Raw genomic sequence first — 18441 nt, forward strand, 5'->3', positions numbered from 1 at the left:
CGGGGCCATCAGGCCGTGGCGCCGGGCGAGGCCTCGGCCTCCAGCAGATAGCCCAGCCCGCGCACCGTGCGGATGGCCACGCCCGCACCCTCGAGCTTGCGGCGCAGGCGGTGGATGTAGACCTCGACGGCATTCGTGGCGCTGCCCTGCGGGTCATTGCCGCCGCCATCGGCCGAGGCCCAGGTCTGGTTGATCTGCTCCTTGGTGACGACGCGGTCGCGGTGGGCCATCAGGAGGTCCAGCAGCAGCCATTCGCGCGGGCTGAGGTCGATGGGCTCGCCCTGGATCAGGGCCCGGCGCGCCTCCTGGTCCAGGCTCAGGCCGGCCACCTCCGCGCGCTGCGCGGGGACGCCCGTGCGGCTGCGGCGCAGCAGGGCGCGCAAGCGGGCCTCCAGCTCGGGGAAGTCGAAAGGCTTGGTGAGATAGTCGTCCGCGCCGGCGTTGAGGCCGGCCACGCGGTCCTCCAGGCTGTCCAGCGCGGTGAGGATCAGCACCGGCAGCGCCGGCTTGGCCACGCGCACGTGCTTGAGCACCGTCAGCCCGTCGATCATGGGCAGGCCGAGGTCCAGCACCGCCACATCGAAGGGCTGCTTGACCAGCAGGTACTCGGCCACCGCGCCGTTCGGCGCGTGCTCGACCTCGAACCCGCTGCGGCGCATCTGGGCGCACAGGGCGTCGGCGAGCAGAGGATCGTCTTCAGCGAGCAGCAGGTTCATGAACGGCAGCTTAACAGCCGTTCATGGGCGACGGTACGGGAGTTTCCTGACGTTTCAGCGGTCGCCGCGGGCCGGAAGGGGCGCGGCGGCTGGCGTCAACGGGGGCAAGCTCCCTGCCTGCGCAGTTTCGGGAGGCGGGCCGGCAGGACGAGCATGCCGAAGCCGGGGCCCGCACCAGGGCCCGCAGGCGCCCCTTCAACCGGAGACACCGATCATGAAACCCACCGCTCTTGCCCTGCTCAGCGCAGCCCTCTTGCTCTTTGCCCCGATGGCCCGGGCAGCCCCCGTCGCCACGACCGCCGTGCCCATCCCCATCCCGGAGGAGTTCGTCGTGGCCCAGCAGCTGCACGTCGACTCGAGCCTCGACGCCATCGTGATGCAGCTGCTCGGGGCGGGCCTGTTCAATGGCGGCGCCAAGCTGCACTACGAAGGGAGATACCAGGTCACCGAGAGCGCCCCCGGGGTCTTCTCCGGCGGCTATCTCGGCATGCTCACGCGCAGCTACCTGGGCGAGGACTGGGCGATCGAATACTCGTCCGGCATGGCCACCGACGCCCTGCTGAACAAGGTCTGGAGCCTGGACAGCAAGGGCACCTGGAAGAAGGGCCCCTACAAAGGGAAGACCTTCAAAGACAAGGGCAAGATCGTCGAGAAGACCGACAACACCGCCGATCTGGACATCGAGATCGAGACCGAGGGCGTCACGCCGAAGATCAAGACGGCGGCCACCGGCCTCAAGAAGGTGAAGGGCGGCGGCAAGCTGACGGTGGAGGGCGACTTCACGGTGGTCGGCCCCGCCGGGGAGACGCACGAGGAAACGGTGGGCATCGTGCTGGACCAGGCCACCAAGACCTTCACCTCCGAGGTCTCCAGCAGCGTCTTCCGCGTCGGGGTGGTCGTCCTGAAGAACGAGGGCACCTTCACCGTGTCGGACTGCGCGATGAGCTGCTTCGAGGGGGGGACGGCCTTCGACATCACGATCGCGCAGGTGCCGGAGCCTGCCACCCCGCTGCTGCTCACCGCAGGGGTCGGCGGCATGCTGAGCCTGCGCCGGCGCAGGACCGCCTGATCGACACCCGCCTGCGGGGCTCGCCGGGCGGGCTACTCGAATCCGCCAGAGGGCGCAAGCTCGATGGGAGCGTAGCTGCGAGCGGCAAGTCCCCGGACGAACATCCCGACACCCGACCCCCTCGAGCGGGCGTCGGGGCATTCAACCTCCGGAGGACATGAACATGAGATCAGCAGCTTTGGCACTCCTTGGAACGGCATGGCTCCTGTCGACATCCCTGTCGACGGCCGCGCCGCTCCGATCGACCGCAGTCCCGATCCCCATTGAAGAGGAATTCGTCGTGGCGCAGCAGCTGCACGCCGATTCCAGTCTCGACGCCCTCGTGATCCAGCTCCTGGGTGACGGCCTGTTCGAATCCGGGGCCAAGCTGCACTACCAGGGCAGCTACCAGGTCGTCGAGACCGCGCCCGGCATCTTCTCGGGCAGCTACGCGGGCATGCTCACCGGCAAGTACCTCGGCGAGGACTGGACGTTCGAGTACTCGGCGGCCATGGCGACCGATGCCTTGCTGAACAAGGTATGGACGCTCGACAGCAAGGGGACCTGGAAAAGGGGCCCCTACAAGGGAAAGAACTTCAAGGACAAGGGCAAGCTCACCGAGAAGACCGACAACACGGCCGATCTGGAGCTCGAGATCGAGACCGACGGGGTCAGCCAGAAGATCCAGACCACGGCCAGCAACCTCAAGAAGGAGAAGGGCGGCGGCAAGTTGACGGTGGAGGGCAAGATCGACATCACCGACGACAAGGGCAAGAAGAACCGCGAAACGCTGTCCATCGATCTGGACCAGGCCAGCAAGACCTTCACCTCCAAGCTGACCAGCCCCTACCTGGGATTCGACGTGGTCGTCCTCGAGAACACGGGCACCTTCACCTCCTCGAAGGTCGGCAACAAGATCACCGGGGATACCTCTTTCGACATCTCGATCGCCCAGGTGCCGGAGCCGGCCACGCCGCTGCTCTTCGCCACGGGCATGGGTGGCTTCCTGGCCTCCCGCCGGCGCAAGCCCGGCGTGGGTCTGGCGGCCGCGGAGCGCGGTTCTCCGGCGGGATGAGGCCGGGCCCTCAGGCGAGGGCCCCCCGCTGAGGCCAGCCGCCCAGGCCAGGACCCCGGCCTGGGCGGGGGCCCTCAGGACATTCGCGGCGCCGGGATCAGCACTCGACGATGTTCACGGCCAGGCCGCCGCGGGCCGTTTCCTTGTACTTGGTCATCATGTCGGCGCCGGTGTCACGCATGGTCTTGATGACCTTGTCGAGGCTCACGAAGTGCGTGCCGTCGCCGCGCAGGGCCATGCGGGCGGCATTGATGGCCTTGACCGAGGCGATGGCATTGCGCTCGATGCAGGGGATCTGCACGAGACCGCCGACAGGATCACAGGTGAGGCCAAGGTGGTGCTCCATGCCGATCTCGGCGGCGTTCTCCACTTGCGCGGGCGTGCCGCCCATCACCTGACACAGCGCGCCGGCCGCCATCGAGCAGGCCACGCCCACCTCGCCCTGGCAGCCGACCTCGGCGCCGGAAATGGAGGCGTTCTCCTTGTAGAGGATGCCGATGGCGGCGGCGGTGAGCAGGAAGTCCACCACGCCGTCCTCATTGGCACCGTGCACGAAGCGGCTGTAGTAGTGCAGCACGGCGGGCACGATGCCGGCGGCGCCGTTCGTGGGGGCCGTCACCACCCGGCCGCCGGCGGCGTTCTCCTCGTTCACGGCGAGGGCGTAGAGGTTCACCCAGTCCATCACCTGCAGCGGGTCGCGCAGCGCGGCCTCGGGATTGGCGGTGAGGTCGCGGTAGAGCTGTGCGGCGCGGCGCTTGACCTTGAAGCCGCCCGGCAGAATGCCTTCCGTGCGCAGGCCGCGGCTCACGCAGTCCTGCATCACCTGCCAGATGCGCAGCAGGCCCGCCCGCGTTTCCTCGTCGCTGCGCCAGTGGCGCTCGTTGCGGCGCATCACCTCGGCGATGCTGATGCCGTGCGTCTGGGTGAGCTGCAGCAGCTCGTCACCCGTCTTGAAGGGGTAGGGCAGCACCGTGGCGTCCGGCGCGATGACCTTCTGCTTGCTGCCGTCGGCCGCCACCTCCTCGCTGACCACGAAGCCGCCGCCGACCGAGTAGTAGGTCTTCTCGGAGAGCAGCGCGCCTTCCGCGTCGAAGGCGCTGAAGCGCATGCCGTTGGCGTGGAAGGGCAGGCTCTGGCGGCGGAAGAAGACCAGGTCCTTGGCCTCGTTGAAGTCCACCCACTGCTCGCCCAGCAGCTGCAGGCGGCTGCCCTGGCGGATCTCGTCCAGGTAATGCGGCACCCGTTCGACATCGACGGTGTCCGGCTCATGACCGGCCAGGCCCAGCAGCACGGCGGTGTCACTGCCGTGGCCCTTGCCCGTGGCGCCCAGCGAGCCGTAGAGCTGCGACAGCACCCGGGCGGTGCGGGGCAGCAGGCCCTCGCTGCGCAGGCGCGAGACGAACAGCCGGGCGGCACGCATCGGGCCCACCGTGTGGGAGCTGGAGGGGCCGATGCCAATCTTGAACAGGTCGAAAACGGAAACGGCCATGGGGCTCTCTCAGGTGACGGCAGACTCGGCGAGGCTGCGCAGGCAGATGGTGTAGAGGCCGCCGCGCGCAGGCAGCGGGCTCAGCTTGGGAAAGATCGGGCGGACGTTGGCCAGCTTCCAGGCGAACATCCCCGGCGAGCCGGGCCACGGCTCCACGGACATTACATCGACCAGGGCAACCCCGGCGGCGTCGGGGTCGAGCTGGTCGTCGGAGGCCACCTGGCGGCGGCTCTCGACGATCAGCAAGTCCCGCAGCGGCACCACGGGTGGGCGCCAGGAGCGCAGCTCGAGCGAATGACGCCCCTGGGCAATGAGCTTGCCCGCGGGGCTCAGCACGGCGAGGGCCGTGAAGCTCTGGTCCAACTGCGAATCACTCGGGCTGTCCATGCTGCGGGCTCCTGCCGTGGCGGTGGCTGACGACGGACGGGCCTCAGGCCTGCTCGAACTCGCTCATGGGAATGCACGAGCAGAACAGGTTGCGGTCACCGTAGACGTTGTCCACGCGGCCGACGGGCGACCAGTACTTCTGGCGGCGCAGCGTGGCCACCGGGTAGGCGGCCTCCTCACGCGTGTAGCCATGGGCCCACTCGTTGGCCAGCAGCACCTCGGCCGTGTGCGGGGCATTGCCCAGCGGGTTGTCCTCTCGGGCCCACTGACCGGCCTCGACCTTGGCGATCTCGGCGCGGATGGCCAGCATGGCATCGCAGAAGCGGTCCAGCTCGGCCTTGGACTCCGACTCGGTCGGCTCGACCATCAGCGTGCCGGCCACCGGGAAGGACAGCGTCGGGGCGTGGAAGCCGTAGTCGATCAGGCGCTTGGCCACGTCCTCGGCGGACACGCCGGAGCTGTCCTTCAGCGGGCGCAGGTCCAGGATGCACTCGTGCGCCACGCCGCCGCCCTTCACGCCGGCGATGTTGCCGCTGAAGTGGATGTCGTAGGCGCCGGCCAGGCGGGCGGCCACGTAGTTGGCGGAGAGGATGGCGACCTCGGTGGCGGCCTGCAGGCCGTCGGCGCCCATCATGCGGACGTACATCCAGCTGATCGGCAGCACGGCGGCATTGCCCAGCGGGGCGGCCGAGACGGCGCCCACATTGGTGGCCACGCCCACGCCGGCGCTGCGGTGCGCAGGCAGGAAGGGCACGAGGTCGGCGACCACGCAGACCGGGCCGACGCCCGGGCCGCCACCGCCGTGGGGGATGCAGAAGGTCTTGTGCAGATTCAGGTGGGACACGTCACCGCCGAACTCGCCCGGCGCGGCCACGCCGACCAGTGCGTTCATGTTGGCGCCGTCCACGTAGACGCGGCCGCCGTGGCTCTTCACCAGGGCGCAGATCTCCTTGACCTGGGTGTCGAACACACCGTACGTCGAGGGGTAGGTGATCATGATGGCCGCCAGGTTGGCGCTGTGCTGCTCGCACTTGGCCTTCAGGTCCACCAGGTCGATGTTGCCTTCCTTGTCGCACTTGGTGACCACCACCTGCATGCCGACCATCTGCGCGGAGGCGGGGTTGGTGCCGTGGGCGGATTCGGGGATCAGGCAGATCTTGCGATGGCCTTCGCCGCGCGACTCATGCCAGGCCTTGATGGCCAGCAGGCCGGCGTACTCGCCCTGCGAGCCGGCGTTGGGCTGCAGGCTGATGCCGGCGTAGCCCGTGGCCTGGCACAGCCAGGCGGTCAGCTGCTCGTTCAGCAGCTCGTAGCCGGCCAGCTGCTCGCGCGGGGCGAACGGATGCATGTGGGCGAACTCGGGCCAGGTGATGGGGATCATCTCGCTGGTGGCGTTCAGCTTCATGGTGCACGAGCCCAGCGGGATCATGCTGCGGTCCAGGGCCAGGTCCTTGTCGGACAGGGCGCGCAGGTAGCGCAGCATCTCGGTCTCGCTGTGGTGGGTGTTGAACACCGGGTGCGTCAGGTAGCTGCTCGTGCGGACCAGCTCGGCCGGGATCATGGCCGCGATGCCCTTCTCGAAGGCGGCGAAGCCGGGCAGGGACTTGCCCTCGGCGAAGACGGCCAGCACGGCGGCGAGGTCGTCACGGGTGGTGGTCTCGTCCAGCGACAGGCTCAGCGACTGAGCGCTGGCGCGGCGGAAGTTCATGCCCGCGGCCACGCCGGCGGCCAGCAGGGCCTCGGTCTTGGCACCAGTCTGCACGTGCAGGGTGTCGAAGGCGGCGGCATTGTGGATGCCGAAGCCCAGCCCCTTCAGGCCCTCGGCCAGGATGGCGGTGTAGGCCGCCACGCGCTGGGCGATGCGCTTCAGGCCCCGGGGACCGTGGTAGACGGCGTACATGCTGGCCACGACGGCCGGCAGCACCTGGGCGGTACAGATGTTGGACGTGGCCTTCTCGCGGCGGATGTGCTGCTCGCGGGTCTGCAGGGCGAGGCGGTAGGCCTTGTTGCCTTGCGCGTCCACCGAGACACCGACCAGGCGGCCGGGCAGGTTGCGCTTGAACTCGTCCTTGCAGGCCATGTAGGCGGCGTGCGGGCCGCCATTGCCCATGGGCATGCCGAAGCGCTGGGTCGTGCCCACGGCGATGTCGGCGCCTTGCTCGCCCGGCGCCTTGATGAGGGTCAGGGCCAGCAGGTCGGCGGCGGCGATCAGCAGACCGTTCTGGGCGTGCACGGCATCGGCGATGCCCTGCAGGCTGCGGACGTCACCATTGACGCCGGGGTACTGCACCAGGGCGGCGAAGCACTCGGTCTTGCCGGCGTCGGCCGCGGGGCCCACCACCACGGTGATGTCCAGCGGCTCGGCGCGGGTGCGCACCACTTCCAGGGTCTGCGGCAGGACGTCGTCGGCCACGAAGAAGGTCTGGCTCTTGCTCTTGCCCACGCGGGCGGCCAGGGTCATGGCCTCGGCGGCGGCGGTGGCCTCGTCCAGCATCGAGGCGTTGGCGATGGCCATGCCCGTGAGGTCGGTCACCATGGTCTGGAAGTTCACCAGGGCTTCCATGCGGCCCTGCGAGATCTCGGCCTGGTAAGGCGTGTAGGCGGTGTACCAGGCAGGGTTCTCGAGGATGTTGCGCAGGATGACGCCGGGGGTCAGCGTGCCGTAGTAGCCCTGGCCGATGTAGCTCTTGAGCACCTGGTTCTTGCCGGCGAGCGCCTTGAGCTCGGCCAGCGCGGCGGCCTCGGTGGCGGCGGGCGGCAGCTGCATGCCGGCCGAGCGCTTGATGCTGGCGGGCACGATGGCCTCGATCAGGGCGCGGCGCGAGGCCTGGCCGATCACGGACAGCATCGCGGCTTCGTCGGCGGCATCGGGGCCGATGTGGCGGGCGTGGAATTCGGCGGCGTTCTCGAGTTCGCCCAGGGGCTTCAGAGCAGACATCAACATGGCAAATCCTTCATCGGGGGCCGCCGGCGGCTCATGGCCTCGGGCGGCGGACCGGGCAGGGGGCTCGCAGGCGCAGTCCGGATCGAACGGCGGTGGCCCCCGGCAGATACAAAAACGGGCACGGACTGGTCGGTCGGTGCCCGCTCTTCACCTCGCGGTGATCAGCTGTTCTTGACCAGCTCGTCGTAGGCGGTGGCGTCCATCAGGGCGTCCAGCTCGGCCGGGTTCGACAGCTTGACCTTGAAGAACCAGCCCGAAGCCAGCGGGTCGGTGTTGGCCAGGGCCGGATCGGCGCGCAGGGCCTCGTTCACCTCGGTGATCTCGCCGCTGACGGGCATGTAGACGTCGGCGGCGGCCTTCACGGACTCGACCACGCCGGCCACTTCCTTCTCGGCGAAGGACTTGCCGACGGCGGGCAGGTCCACGAACACCACGTCGCCCAGCGCGTCTTGCGCATGGACGGTGATGCCCACGGTGGCGGTCCCGTCAGCGTTGATCTGGATCCACTCGTGGTCGGGGGTGTACTTGATGCTCATGGTGTGCTCCGAATGTCGGGAGAAAAGACCAGGGAAAGAAACGAAAGAAAAGGGGGCAGGCGCCGGGGCCGCGTGCGGCCCCGCGAGACCAGCCGCGGCATCAGCCGCGGAAGTAGCGGTGCGGCGCGAACGGGGTGGCGGCGACGGTCATCGGCACGCGCTTGTCGCGCACCAGGGCGAAGACCTCGGTGCCCTGCGCGGCGAAGGCCGTCTGCACATAGGCGAGGGCCACCGGCTGGTTGACGGTCGGGCCCAGGGAGCCGCTCGTCACGACGCCGATCTCGGTGCCGTCGGCATTGACCAGCTTCGCGCCTTCGCGAACGGGCATGCGCTCGCCGGACACGAGGCCCACGCGCTTGCGCTGCACGCCGCCGGCCAGCTGGGCGTTGATGGTGTCGGCGCCGGGATAGCCGCCAGCACGGGCGCCACCGGCGCGCCGCACCTTCTGGATCGCCCAGGTCAGGGCGCCTTCCACGGGCGTCGTGGTGGTGTCGATGTCATGGCCATAGAGGCACAGGCCGGCTTCCAGGCGCAGGGTGTCGCGCGCGCCGAGGCCGATGGGCATCACTTCGGGCTGGGCCAGCAGCTTGCGGGCCAGCTCGACGGCCTGGTCGTTGTGGACCGAGATCTCGAAGCCGTCCTCGCCGGTGTAGCCCGAGCGGGTCAGGAAGGTCTCGATGCCGTCCAGATTGAAGAAGCCGCCGGTCATGAAGGTCAGCTGGGCCACGTCCGGGTTCAGGCGGGCGAGGGCGGTGACGGCCTGCGGGCCCTGCAGCGCCAGCAGGGCGCGCTCGGGGGTGGGGATCACTTCGCAGCGGCTGCCGATCTTGGCCTGCAGATGGGCCGTGTCCTGCTCCTTGCAGGCGGCATTGACCACCACGAAGATGTCGTCGGGACGGCGGCAGACCATCAGGTCATCAAGGATGCCGCCCTGCTCGTTCGTGAAGAGGGCGTAGCGCTGCTTGAAGACGGGCAGATCGACGATGTCCACCGGCACGATGGATTCCAGCGCGGCGCCGGCGTCGGCGCCCACGAGGCGCAGCTGGCCCATGTGGGAGACATCGAACAGGCCGGCGGCGGTGCGGGTGTGCTTGTGCTCGGCGAGGATGCCGGCCTTGTACTGCACGGGCATGTCGTAGCCGCCGAAGGGCACCATCTTGGCGCCGAGTTCGACGTGCAGGGCGTGCAGGGGGGTCTTCTTGAGGTCGGCGGGCGCGGTGGCGGACATGGAACGGTTTCCTTCGAGGGCACTCTGAAACCCCGCCCGGGTGGTGACCCAGGACTGGGGAGCTGCCCTCGCTGTCCGCTTTACCTGAGAGATTGGCCACCGGCGTATCGCCCGCAGCTTGCCCCTTCGGTGGACGGGTTCAGGACCCGCCTCTCTCCAGTGAGGAACGTTCCGGTCGGAACGTTTTGTCAGTCCTTTTGCCTGAGCGTTCGAAGCGTGGGATCACCAATGCCTCTGCGCCTTCGGCGGCTCCCGCTAGAGAGCTCTCTCCTGACCGGGCGCATTGTAGCCACGGAATCACCCTGGCCGGCAAGAGATTAAGGGGCCGCTAAGCCCCGGGGGCTTCTTGCGTGGAGAATTCTCCTTTTGATCCGGCCCCATGCCCCGGGCGAGACCATGAGACTGCTGCTCGTCGAAGACGACCTGATGATCGGTGAACCGCTGCTGGACCTGCTGCGGGCCGAGGGCTATGCCGTGGACTGGGTGCGCGACGGCGAGATGGCCGACACCGCCCTCGTCAGCCAGAACTACGACCTGCTGATCCTCGACCTCGGTCTGCCCAAGGCCGACGGCATGACCGTGCTGAAGCAGCTGCGCGGCCGCAAGCAGACGCTGCCGGTGCTCATCGCCACGGCCCGGGACGCGCTGGAGCAGCGCATCGCCGGCCTGGACGCCGGGGCGGACGACTACGTGCTCAAGCCCTACGAGTTCCACGAGCTGCTGGCCCGCATCCGCGCGCTGCTGCGCCGGGCGCAGGGCCGCGCCGAGCCGGTCTACGAGCACAAGGGCGTCGCCATCAACCCCGCCACCCGCGAGGTCAGCAAGGACGGCCGCGAGGTCGTGCTCTCGGCCCGCGAGTGGGCGGTGCTGGAGCCGCTGCTGGCGCGGCCGGGCATCGTCCTCTCGCGCCAGCAGCTGGAGGAGAAGCTCTACGGCTGGAAGGACGAGATTTCCAGCAATGCGGTGGAGGTCTACATCCACGGTCTGCGCAAGAAGCTCGGCGCCGAGCTGATCCAGAACGTGCGGGGCGTGGGCTACCGCGTGCCCAAGGAATGAAGGCGGCGGCCCTGCTGGCCGGGGTGCGTCGCGCCCTGATGCCGCGCTCGCTGCGCCAGCGGCTGCTGCTCTTCCTGCTGGCCGCCGTCTCGCTGGCCGCCTTCCTGCAGGCCTACAGCGCCTACCGCACGGCGCTGGCCGAGGCCGACCAGCTCTTCGACTACCAGATGCAGCAGATGGCCTTCTCGCTGCGCGGCAGCGTGGCCGGGCCGGGCAGCGGCACCATCTCGCTGCCGCTGGGCGAGCAGCAGAGCTTCGACTTCCACGTGCAGGTCTGGGGTCTGGACGGCGCCTCCATGTTCCGCTCGCCCGGCCCCTGGCTGCTGCCGCAGCGCGCGGTGCTGGGCTTCTCCGATGTGAGTGACCGCGGCCGGACCTACCGCGTCTTCTCCGTCCAGACGGCCGACCAGGTCATCCAGGTGGCGCAGGATCTCTCGGTGCGCCGCCGCATGGCCTCGCAACTGGCCTGGCGCACGGCGATGCCGACCCTGCTGATGCTGCCGCTGCTGGGCCTGGTGGTGTGGGGCGTGATCAGCCGCTCGCTGGCGCCCGTCGAGCGCGTGCGGGCGCAGCTGGCGGGCCGCGCGCCGGGGGACCTCGCGCCCGTGCCGGCCGGGGACCTGCCCGGCGAGTTGCGGCCCATGGTGCAGGAATTCAACGCGCTGCTGGGCCGGGTGCGCCGCGCCTTCGAGGACCAGCAGCACTTCGTCGCCGACGCCGCCCATGAGCTGCGCACGCCGCTGGCCGCGCTCAAGCTGCAGCTGCAGGCGCTGCGCCAGGGCGGCGAGCGGGCCGAGGGCAGCGAGCCCGGCCTGCAGCGCCTGGAACAGGGCATCGAACGCGCCTCGCACCTGATCGAGCAGCTGCTGTCCCTGGCCCGCCAGGAAGGCGCCGCCGCCCCGCAGGCGCGCGTGCCCGTCGCACTGGACGAGCTCTGCCGGCAGGCCGTCGCGGACGCCAGCGAGCTGGGGGCGCTGCGGAGCGTGGACGTCGGGCTCGACGTGTGCGATCCGGCCTGCGTGATGGGGCAGGGCGACGGCCTCAGAGTGCTGCTGCGCAACCTGCTGGACAACGCCATCAAGTACAGCCCCGCGGGCGGGCAGGTGGACCTGAGCCTGCATGCCACGCCGGGGGAGGGTCAGGTCTTGCTGGTCGTGGAGGACAGCGGCCCGGGCATCCCGCCGCAGGAACGCCAGCGGGTCTTCGACCGCTTCTACCGCAGCTCGAAGGCGGCCACGCAGGCCCCGGGCAGCGGGCTCGGCCTCGCCATCGTGCGGGCCATCGCCGAGCGCCATGGCGCGCAGCTGCGGCTGGACCAGTCCCGGCGCCTCGGAGGGCTGCAGGTCGAGGTGCGGCTCCCGGCGGCCGAGCCGGGGCCGGCGTCGGTCTGATCGCCGGGGCCGGCGGCAAGACCTGGCCCTCAGGACGGGCTCAGCTTCGTTAAGCGACTTCTAAGCGACGCGCTCCACAGTCACTGCCATCGCGACCTCCGGGTCGCAGCAGCCAAGGAGAACGCCATGAAAGAACCTCGCTCCATCCGCATGATCCCGGCCCGCCGGCTGGTCTGGGCCCTGGTGGCGGCCGGCGTGCTCGGCGCCGCCGGTGGTGCGGGCGCCATGCACGCCAGCACCACGATCAAGACCAGCACCTCCGCCACGCCGGCCTCGACCGACGGCGGCGCCGTGAGCAGCCCCGTGCTGGCCAGTGCGGCACCGGTCGCGGGCACGGCCGCGCCGGCCGCCGCCCTCACGCCGCCGCCCGCCGGTCTTCCGGACTTCGCCACCATCGCGGCCCGCCAGGGCGTGGCGGTGGTGAACATCAGCGTCACCGGTACCGTGAAGACGCCGGTGCAGCGTCGCGGCCAGATGCCGGACCTCGACCCGGACGACCCCTTCGCCGAGTTCTTCCGGCGCTTCCAGCCCCAGCTCCCGCGTGGCGGCGAGATGCCCACGCGTGGCCAGGGCTCCGGCTTCATCGTGTCGGAGGACGGCACCATCCTCACCAATGCCCACGTGGTGCGCGATGCCTCCGAGGTCACCGTCAAGCTGACGGACCGCCGCGAGTTCAAGGCCAAGGTCCTCGGCTCAGATCCCAAGACCGACGTCGCCGTGCTGAAGATCGAGGCCAAGGGGCTGCCCACGGTGACCCTGGGCAGCACGCAGAACCTGCGCGTGGGGGAATGGGTGCTGGCCATCGGCTCGCCCTTCGGCTTCGAGAACAGCGTCTCGGCCGGTGTCGTGAGCGCCAAGGGCCGCGCGCTGCCGCAGGAGAGCTTCGTGCCCTTCCTGCAGACCGACGTCGCCATCAACCCCGGCAACTCCGGCGGCCCGCTGTTCAACGCGCGCGGCGAGGTGGTGGGCATCAATTCGCAGATCTACAGCCAGAGCGGCGGCTACCAGGGCCTGTCCTTCGCGATCCCCGTCGAGGTGGCTCAGCGCGTGCGCCAGCAGATCGAGAAGGGCGGCAAGGTGCAGCACGCCCGCCTGGGCATCACGGTGCAGGACGTGAACCAGGGCTTCGCGGACTCCTTCAAGCTGGCGCGGCCGGAAGGCGCGCTGGTGGCCAGCATCGAGGACGGCAGCGCCGGCGCCAAGGCGGGCCTGAAGTCGGGTGACGTGATCCTGAAGTTCAACGGCCAGCCCATCGTGGCCAGCGGGGACCTGCCGGCCCTGGTCGGCCAGGCCCTGCCGGGCGAGGCCGCCACGCTGGAGGTCTGGCGCCACGGCAAGCTCGAGACGCTCAAGGCCAAGCTCGGGGATGACGGCGAGCGCAAGGGCCGCGTGGCCAAGGCCGACGACGAGGCGGGCCCGCAGCAGGGCCGGCTGGGTCTCGCCCTGCGGCCGCTGGAGCCCCAGGAGCGCCGGGACAGCGGCATGAAGGAGGGCCTGGTGATCGACGACGTCAGCGGCCCCTCCGCGCTGGCCGGGGTGCGTCCGGGTGACGTGCTGCTGGCCGTGAACGGCACGCCCGTGAGCTCGGTGGAGCAGGTCCGCAGCGTGGTCGCCGGGGCCGAGAAGTCCGTGGCCCTGCTGGTGCAGCGCGGGCGGGACCGCATCTTCGTGCCTGTGAAGCTCGGCTGATCGCCACGTCCGTTGGCACAACGGCACGATGAAGAAAGGGCGCCCCGCGGGGCGCCCTTGTCGTTCAGGGGAGCCGGGGCTCCTCAGTGGCCGTGATGCCCGTGACCCTCGGCCAGCGCGTCGCCATCCAGCGGCGTTCCGGCGGCCTCACCCTCGAAGAAGAAGGGCTTGCGGGCCTTCTGGCGCGGAGCGACCTCGTTCATGCTCGGCACGGCATACAGACGGCCGCCGACCATCACCTGGCTGATGCGGTCGCTCTGGCGGATGTCCTTGAGCACGTCGCCATCGATCACCACGAGGTCCGCCAGCTTGCCCTTCTCGAGCGAGCCGATGTCGTGGTCGAGGCCGAGGTAGCGGGCCGGGTTCAGCGTGGCGCTGCGAATCGCCTCCAGCGAGCTCATGCCGCCCAGGCCGAACATCCACATCTCCCAGTGCGCGCCCAGACCCTCGCGCTGGCCGTGCGCCCCGATGTTGGTGCGGGTGCCGGCGCGCTCCAGGGCCGTGGCCGTCTTCGCCACCTGGATGACGTTGAAGTCCTCCTCCGGCGCCGTCTCGCGGCGCACGCTGCGGGGCTCCAGCACCGAACGCGGCACGAACTTCGAGAGGATGGGGTGGCGCCACACATCGGTCCGCGCGTACCAGTAGTGCTCGCCGTCGAGGCCGCCATAGGCCACATTGAGCGTCGGCGTGTAGCCCACGGCGGTCTGCGGCCACAGCTGCAGGACGTCGTCATAGACCTTGGCCACGGGCAGCGCGTGCTCCACGCCGGTGTGGCCGTCCACGACCATGCTCATGTTGGTCTGGAAGAGCGAACCGCCCTCGGGGACCACCATCATCCCCGTCTCGCGGGCAGCGGCCAGCACCTGCTGGCGCTGCTCGCGGCGCGGCTGGTTGTAGCTCTTCACGCTGATGGCGCCCGCCGCCTTCATGCGCTTGAGGTGGGTGAGGGCGTCCTCGTAGCTGTTGATCAGCGCCGTGACGTCCGCCTTGGCGCCGTACAGGATCGTGCCGGTCGAGAAGATGCGCGGGCCGACCACGCGGCCGGCGCGCTGCATCTCGGCCTGCGTGAAGATCTCGGCCGTGCTGTTGCTGGGATCGTGGATGGTCGTGAGGCCGAAGGCCAGCGAGGCGTAGTTCACCCAGCTCTGCTGCGGGATCAGGCGCGACTCCGCCATGCCGCCGTGCCAGTGGGCATCGATCAGGCCGGGGATCAGCGTCTTGCCGCGCACGTCCACGCGGCGGGCATCGGCCGGCACCGCGACGTCCGCTGCACGGCCCACGGCCACGATGCGGTCGCCCTCGATCAGCAGCGTGCCGTCCTCGATGACCTCGTTGCCCTTCATGGTGACGATGCGCCCGCCGGTGAAGGCGATGCGGCCCTGCGGCTTGTCCGCCGCCTGGCGGAAGCCGATGGCACGGCCTTGCTCGGCAGGTTTGTAGGCCTGACCCTCGCCCTTGGCGAAGACCTGCGCCAGGGGCACGCTGAAGAGCTGGTCGGCCAGGGCGTAGTGCAGGGTCTGGCTGTCGCCCGACCACTGCAAGTACTCGCCCGCGTTGATGTCGAGCTGCTTGACGGGCACGGCGTCCATCTTGGGCGCGAGCGACAGCGTCTTGCCCGTGGCCGGCAGCGGCACGACGTAGGCATGGAAGCGCTCGACGAAGCCCAGCCAGCGGCCGTCCGGCGACAGGCTGAACTCGCTGGCGAACTCGCTCTTGGCGATGTCCAGCTCACTGCGGTCCTGCAGATTCAGGCGCACGAGCTTGTGCACGCTGTCGACCTCGCTCGGATAGCTGCTGCGGGTGAAGTAGAGGTGCTCGCTGCCGGCGCCCCACTGCGGCGCCGTGCCGTCCTTGCTGACCCGCTGCGGCTCGCCCTGGCCGTCGGCGCGCGCCACGTACAGGCCGGTCTCCAGGCCCTGCAGCGGCGAGGTCAGGTAGCCGCCCTTGGACTTCTGGTAGGCCACCCACTTGCCGTCCGGCGACAGGCGAGGCGCCAGGTACTTGCCCGGCGTGCGGGTCAGGCGGGTCTCGCGGCCGGAGGCCAGGTCCAGCTTCCAGACGCTGCCCAGCTGCGCATCATCCCAGCGCACATAGACCAGCTCGCGGCCATCGCGCGAGAAGCTGGGGTAGTAGGCGAAGCCGCCGTCGTCCTTGCCCAGCGGACGGGCCGGCGAGGCCCCCGCCAGGTCCTTCACATACAGGCGGCCCAGGGCCGAGTACACGACCTGGCTGCCCTGCGGCGAGACGGTGACCCAGCGCAGCTGCTTCACGTCGAACTCGGCGGGCGAGACGTCATGGGCGAAGCGCAGGGCCGGGCGGATCTCGCGGGTGTCCTTCACATGGAAGGGAATCTCGGCGGCGCTGCCCTTGAACGGGTCCACGCGCCACAGCTTGCCCTGCGCCCACACCACGATCGAGCGGGCATCGGGCGTCCAGGCGAAGGCCGGGTAGACGCCATGCACGGACCAGCTCTCCTGCAGGTCGCGCTCCAGCTGGCCCCAGGCGGCGAACTCGCGGCCCGTGGCGAGGTCCTTGAGGAAGAGCGTGGATTGCGGGCCGTCCGCGCTGCGCACGCGGCGCACGAAGGCGAGGTACTTGCCGTCCGGCGAAGGGGTCGGGCGCACCGCGCCGCCGGGGCCGGTGACGAAGGGCTCGGTGGTGCCGTCCTGCAGGTCCTGGCGGAAGATGCGGAAGATCTCGCCGTTGCCGTCCTTGTTGTACTGGAAGCTGCTGCCGGGCGTGCTGTCCTGCGAGTAGTACAGGAAGCGGCCGTCCGGCGAGATGGCCGGCTCGCCGCGGTCCTTCTGCCAGTTCGGCTTCTCGTTGAGCTGCACGCCCTTGCCGCCGTCCAGGTGGTACATCCAGATCTCGCCCGAGCCCAGCGAGCGGGTGCCGGTGAAGTGCTTGCGGGCCAGCACGTACTGGCCGTTCGGGTGCCACACCGGGTTGTTCATCAGACGGAAGTCCTCCGTCGTGAGCGCGCGGGCGCCCGTGCCGTCGGCGTTCATCACCCAGATGTTGTCGCCGCCACCGGCATCCGACATGTAGACGATGCGCTTGCCGTCCGGCGAGAAGCGGGCCTGCATGTCCCAGGCCAGGCCCTTGGTGAGGGACGTCGCCTCGCCGCCGGCGATCGGCAGGGTGTAGAGGTCCCCCAGCAGGTCGAAGACCATTGTCTGGCCGTCCGGGCTCACGTCCACGCTCATCCAGGTGCCGGTGCGCACGTCCACGGAGACGGTCTGCACCTCGCCGGGCGGCTGGTTGACGTTCCAGGCGGGCTTCTTCGCCTCGGTGCCGGGCTTGTCCGCAGGCTTGTCGGCCGCGACGGCCAGGGTGCTGCACAGGAGGGCGCCCGCCAGGGCCTGGGCGAGGCGGGCAGGGGTGGGTGTCGTGTGGAAGGGGCGTTGGGTCTTCATGGCGCGCGAGCATAGCCCGCGCCCTGACGGCCGCCATCAGGGGCTCCCTGAACGGCGGTTTTCAAGGCGCGAACGGCGGCAGCCGCGCGCACCGGGCGGCCCTGCCGGTGTCAGACGGCCTCGTCCTTCGCCTCGGTCTCCCCCGTCGGCAGGCGCAGCAGCCGGGTGTGGAAGTCGTACTCGAAGACCTCGCCATGCCGCGCCCAGGAGATGGCCGTGTTGAGCACCGCGTCCGCTTCGACCGGGCCCAGCTGCTCGCTGAGCAGGCGCAGGAACGGGCGGTCGGGCAGCTGCCCGCCGGCGTCCTGCTCCAGGCTGTGGCGGATGTGGGCGATCAGGGGCACGCGGTCCAGCACCTGCTGGCCGAAGAGTTCCTGGCGCAGCGCATGCCCGCCATCGACATAGCGCTGGCCGAGGGCGCTCACCTGCAGGTCGCCGCTTTCCAGATGCGCCAGACCGAGCTGCGCGAGGGCATGCGCGACGGGCAGCATCTGGGCATCGGTCAGCTCGGAGGCCGCGGCCAGCTGCGGGAGGTCCGCACGGCCTCGGAAGGGCGGGGCGGCCAGCAGCTCCAGCAGGCCGTCCATGCGCGCGACGTCCGCCTGCGGCAGCCGCTCGGTGACGCTCGCCGGCCGGGCCGCCTCCCCGCTGACCGCGCCCGCGGCTTCACTGCCGGCCCGCACCGGGCGGCCCGCGCCGGCCGTCATCAGCGCATAGACCTCGTCGATCAGCGCCCGCACCTCGGCGCTGTCCGGGTGGCGGGGCCGGGGCAGCTGGATGGCGAGCTGGCAGCGGATGCGGCCCGGGTCGCTCGCGAACACGAGGATGCGGTCCGCCATCAGCACGGCCTCCTCGATGTTGTGCGAGACCACGAGCATGGCCTTCGTGGGCATGGTGCCGCCCTGCCACAGCTCGAGGATGTCCTCGCGCAGGCGCTCGCCCGTGAGCACGTCGAGGGCCGAGAAGGCCTCGTCCATCAGCAGGACCTCCGGCTCGGTGACCAGCGCCCGCGCGATGCCCACGCGCTGGCGCATCCCACCCGAGAGCTCGCGTGGCAGCGCGCCCTCGTAGCCGGAGAGGCCGATCAGCTCGATGGCGGCCTCGGCCTTCGCCTCTCGCTCGGTCTTGCCCATGCCGCGTGCCTCGAGGCCCAGCTCGACGTTCTGCTGCACCGTCAGCCAGGGGAAGAGCGCGAAGGACTGGAAGACCATGCTGATGGCCCGCGCCGTGCCATGCAGCGGCTGGCCGCGGTACTGCACCCGGCCGCGGTCGGCCGCGATCAGCCCCGCCATGATGCGCAGCAGCGTGCTCTTGCCCGAGCCCGACGGGCCCAGCAGGGCGACGATCTCGCCCTCGCGCAGGCTGAAGTCGACGGCGTCAAGCACGGGGCGCACATGGCCGTCGGCCGAGCGGAAGGTCTTGCCGACGCCTTGGAGTTCGATGATGGCCTGTGCCATGGGATACCT

General features: G+C 70.1%; 13 protein-coding genes and 2 riboswitches. Of the genes, 5 read left to right on the forward strand and 8 right to left on the reverse strand.

Annotated elements, in window-relative coordinates:
* Positions 1-8: 8 nt before the first annotated feature.
* Positions 9-716, reverse strand: coding sequence for a response regulator transcription factor (locus QRD43_RS16430; protein ID WP_285983574.1), 708 nt, complete (start codon positions 714-716; stop codon positions 9-11).
* Between the two features lie 214 nt (positions 717-930).
* On the opposite strand from QRD43_RS16430, the gene QRD43_RS16435 reads away from it, so the two are divergent.
* Positions 931-1785 carry a PEP-CTERM sorting domain-containing protein gene (locus tag QRD43_RS16435; protein WP_285983575.1) on the forward strand — a complete coding sequence of 285 codons (855 nt, stop codon included), beginning with the start codon at positions 931-933 and terminating at the stop codon, positions 1783-1785.
* A 280-nt stretch (positions 1786-2065) separates the two neighbouring features.
* Positions 2066-2839: a PEP-CTERM sorting domain-containing protein gene (locus QRD43_RS16440; protein WP_285983576.1), complete on the forward strand. Its 774-nt coding sequence runs from the start codon at positions 2066-2068 to the stop codon at positions 2837-2839.
* Positions 2840-2936: 97 nt separating this feature from the next.
* Here the strand turns inward: QRD43_RS16440 and QRD43_RS16445 are convergent, their stop codons facing one another.
* The 5 genes from QRD43_RS16445 to gcvT all read right to left on the reverse strand — a co-directional run bounded on the left by QRD43_RS16445 (position 2937) and on the right by gcvT (position 9423).
* Positions 2937-4328 (reverse strand): L-serine ammonia-lyase, encoded by a 1392-nt coding sequence (locus tag QRD43_RS16445; RefSeq protein ID WP_285983577.1) that lies wholly within the window; start codon positions 4326-4328, stop codon positions 2937-2939.
* A 9-nt stretch (positions 4329-4337) separates the two neighbouring features.
* On the reverse strand, positions 4338-4715 hold the full coding sequence (locus QRD43_RS16450) for an ASCH domain-containing protein (protein WP_285983578.1): 378 nt from the start codon (positions 4713-4715) through the stop codon (positions 4338-4340).
* A 43-nt stretch (positions 4716-4758) separates the two neighbouring features.
* A complete protein-coding gene (gene gcvP, locus QRD43_RS16455) occupies positions 4759-7659 on the reverse strand; it encodes an aminomethyl-transferring glycine dehydrogenase (RefSeq protein WP_285983579.1) in 2901 nt (966 codons plus the stop codon).
* Between the two features lie 161 nt (positions 7660-7820).
* Entirely contained in the window at positions 7821-8195 is a 375-nt protein-coding gene (gene gcvH, locus QRD43_RS16460) for a glycine cleavage system protein GcvH (protein WP_285983580.1), read from the reverse strand.
* Positions 8196-8295: 100 nt separating this feature from the next.
* Entirely contained in the window at positions 8296-9423 is a 1128-nt protein-coding gene (gene gcvT / locus QRD43_RS16465; protein ID WP_285983581.1) for a glycine cleavage system aminomethyltransferase GcvT, read from the reverse strand.
* Positions 9424-9484: 61 nt separating this feature from the next.
* A riboswitch (glycine riboswitch) is annotated at positions 9485-9593 on the reverse strand.
* 9 nt (positions 9594-9602) lie between these two features.
* Positions 9603-9706, reverse strand: a riboswitch (glycine riboswitch).
* Between the two features lie 113 nt (positions 9707-9819).
* Between gcvT and QRD43_RS16470 the strand changes: the two genes are divergently transcribed.
* From QRD43_RS16470 to QRD43_RS16480, 3 genes are all read left to right on the forward strand, one after another.
* Positions 9820-10479, forward strand: coding sequence for a response regulator (locus QRD43_RS16470; protein ID WP_285983582.1), 660 nt, complete (start codon positions 9820-9822; stop codon positions 10477-10479).
* On the forward strand, positions 10476-11870 hold the full coding sequence (locus QRD43_RS16475) for an ATP-binding protein (RefSeq protein ID WP_285983583.1): 1395 nt from the start codon (positions 10476-10478) through the stop codon (positions 11868-11870). The genes QRD43_RS16470 and QRD43_RS16475 overlap by 4 nt, the downstream gene beginning before the upstream one ends.
* 126 nt (positions 11871-11996) lie before the next feature.
* Positions 11997-13559, forward strand: a complete 1563-nt coding sequence (locus QRD43_RS16480; RefSeq protein WP_285983584.1) for a DegQ family serine endoprotease — start codon at positions 11997-11999, stop codon at positions 13557-13559.
* Between the two features lie 83 nt (positions 13560-13642).
* On the opposite strand, the gene QRD43_RS16485 is transcribed toward QRD43_RS16480, so the two are convergent.
* Together QRD43_RS16485 and QRD43_RS16490 are read right to left on the reverse strand one after the other, a co-directional pair.
* Positions 13643-16975 carry an amidohydrolase family protein gene (locus QRD43_RS16485; RefSeq protein WP_285983585.1) on the reverse strand — a complete coding sequence of 1111 codons (3333 nt, stop codon included), beginning with the start codon at positions 16973-16975 and terminating at the stop codon, positions 13643-13645.
* A 110-nt stretch (positions 16976-17085) separates the two neighbouring features.
* A complete protein-coding gene (locus QRD43_RS16490; RefSeq protein ID WP_285983586.1) occupies positions 17086-18432 on the reverse strand; it encodes an ABC transporter ATP-binding protein in 1347 nt (448 codons plus the stop codon).
* Between the last annotated feature and the right edge of the window lie 9 nt (positions 18433-18441).

It is taken from the genome of Roseateles subflavus (genome assembly GCF_030285365.1).
GTDB lineage: Bacteria > Pseudomonadota > Gammaproteobacteria > Burkholderiales > Burkholderiaceae_C > Roseateles_B > Roseateles_B subflavus.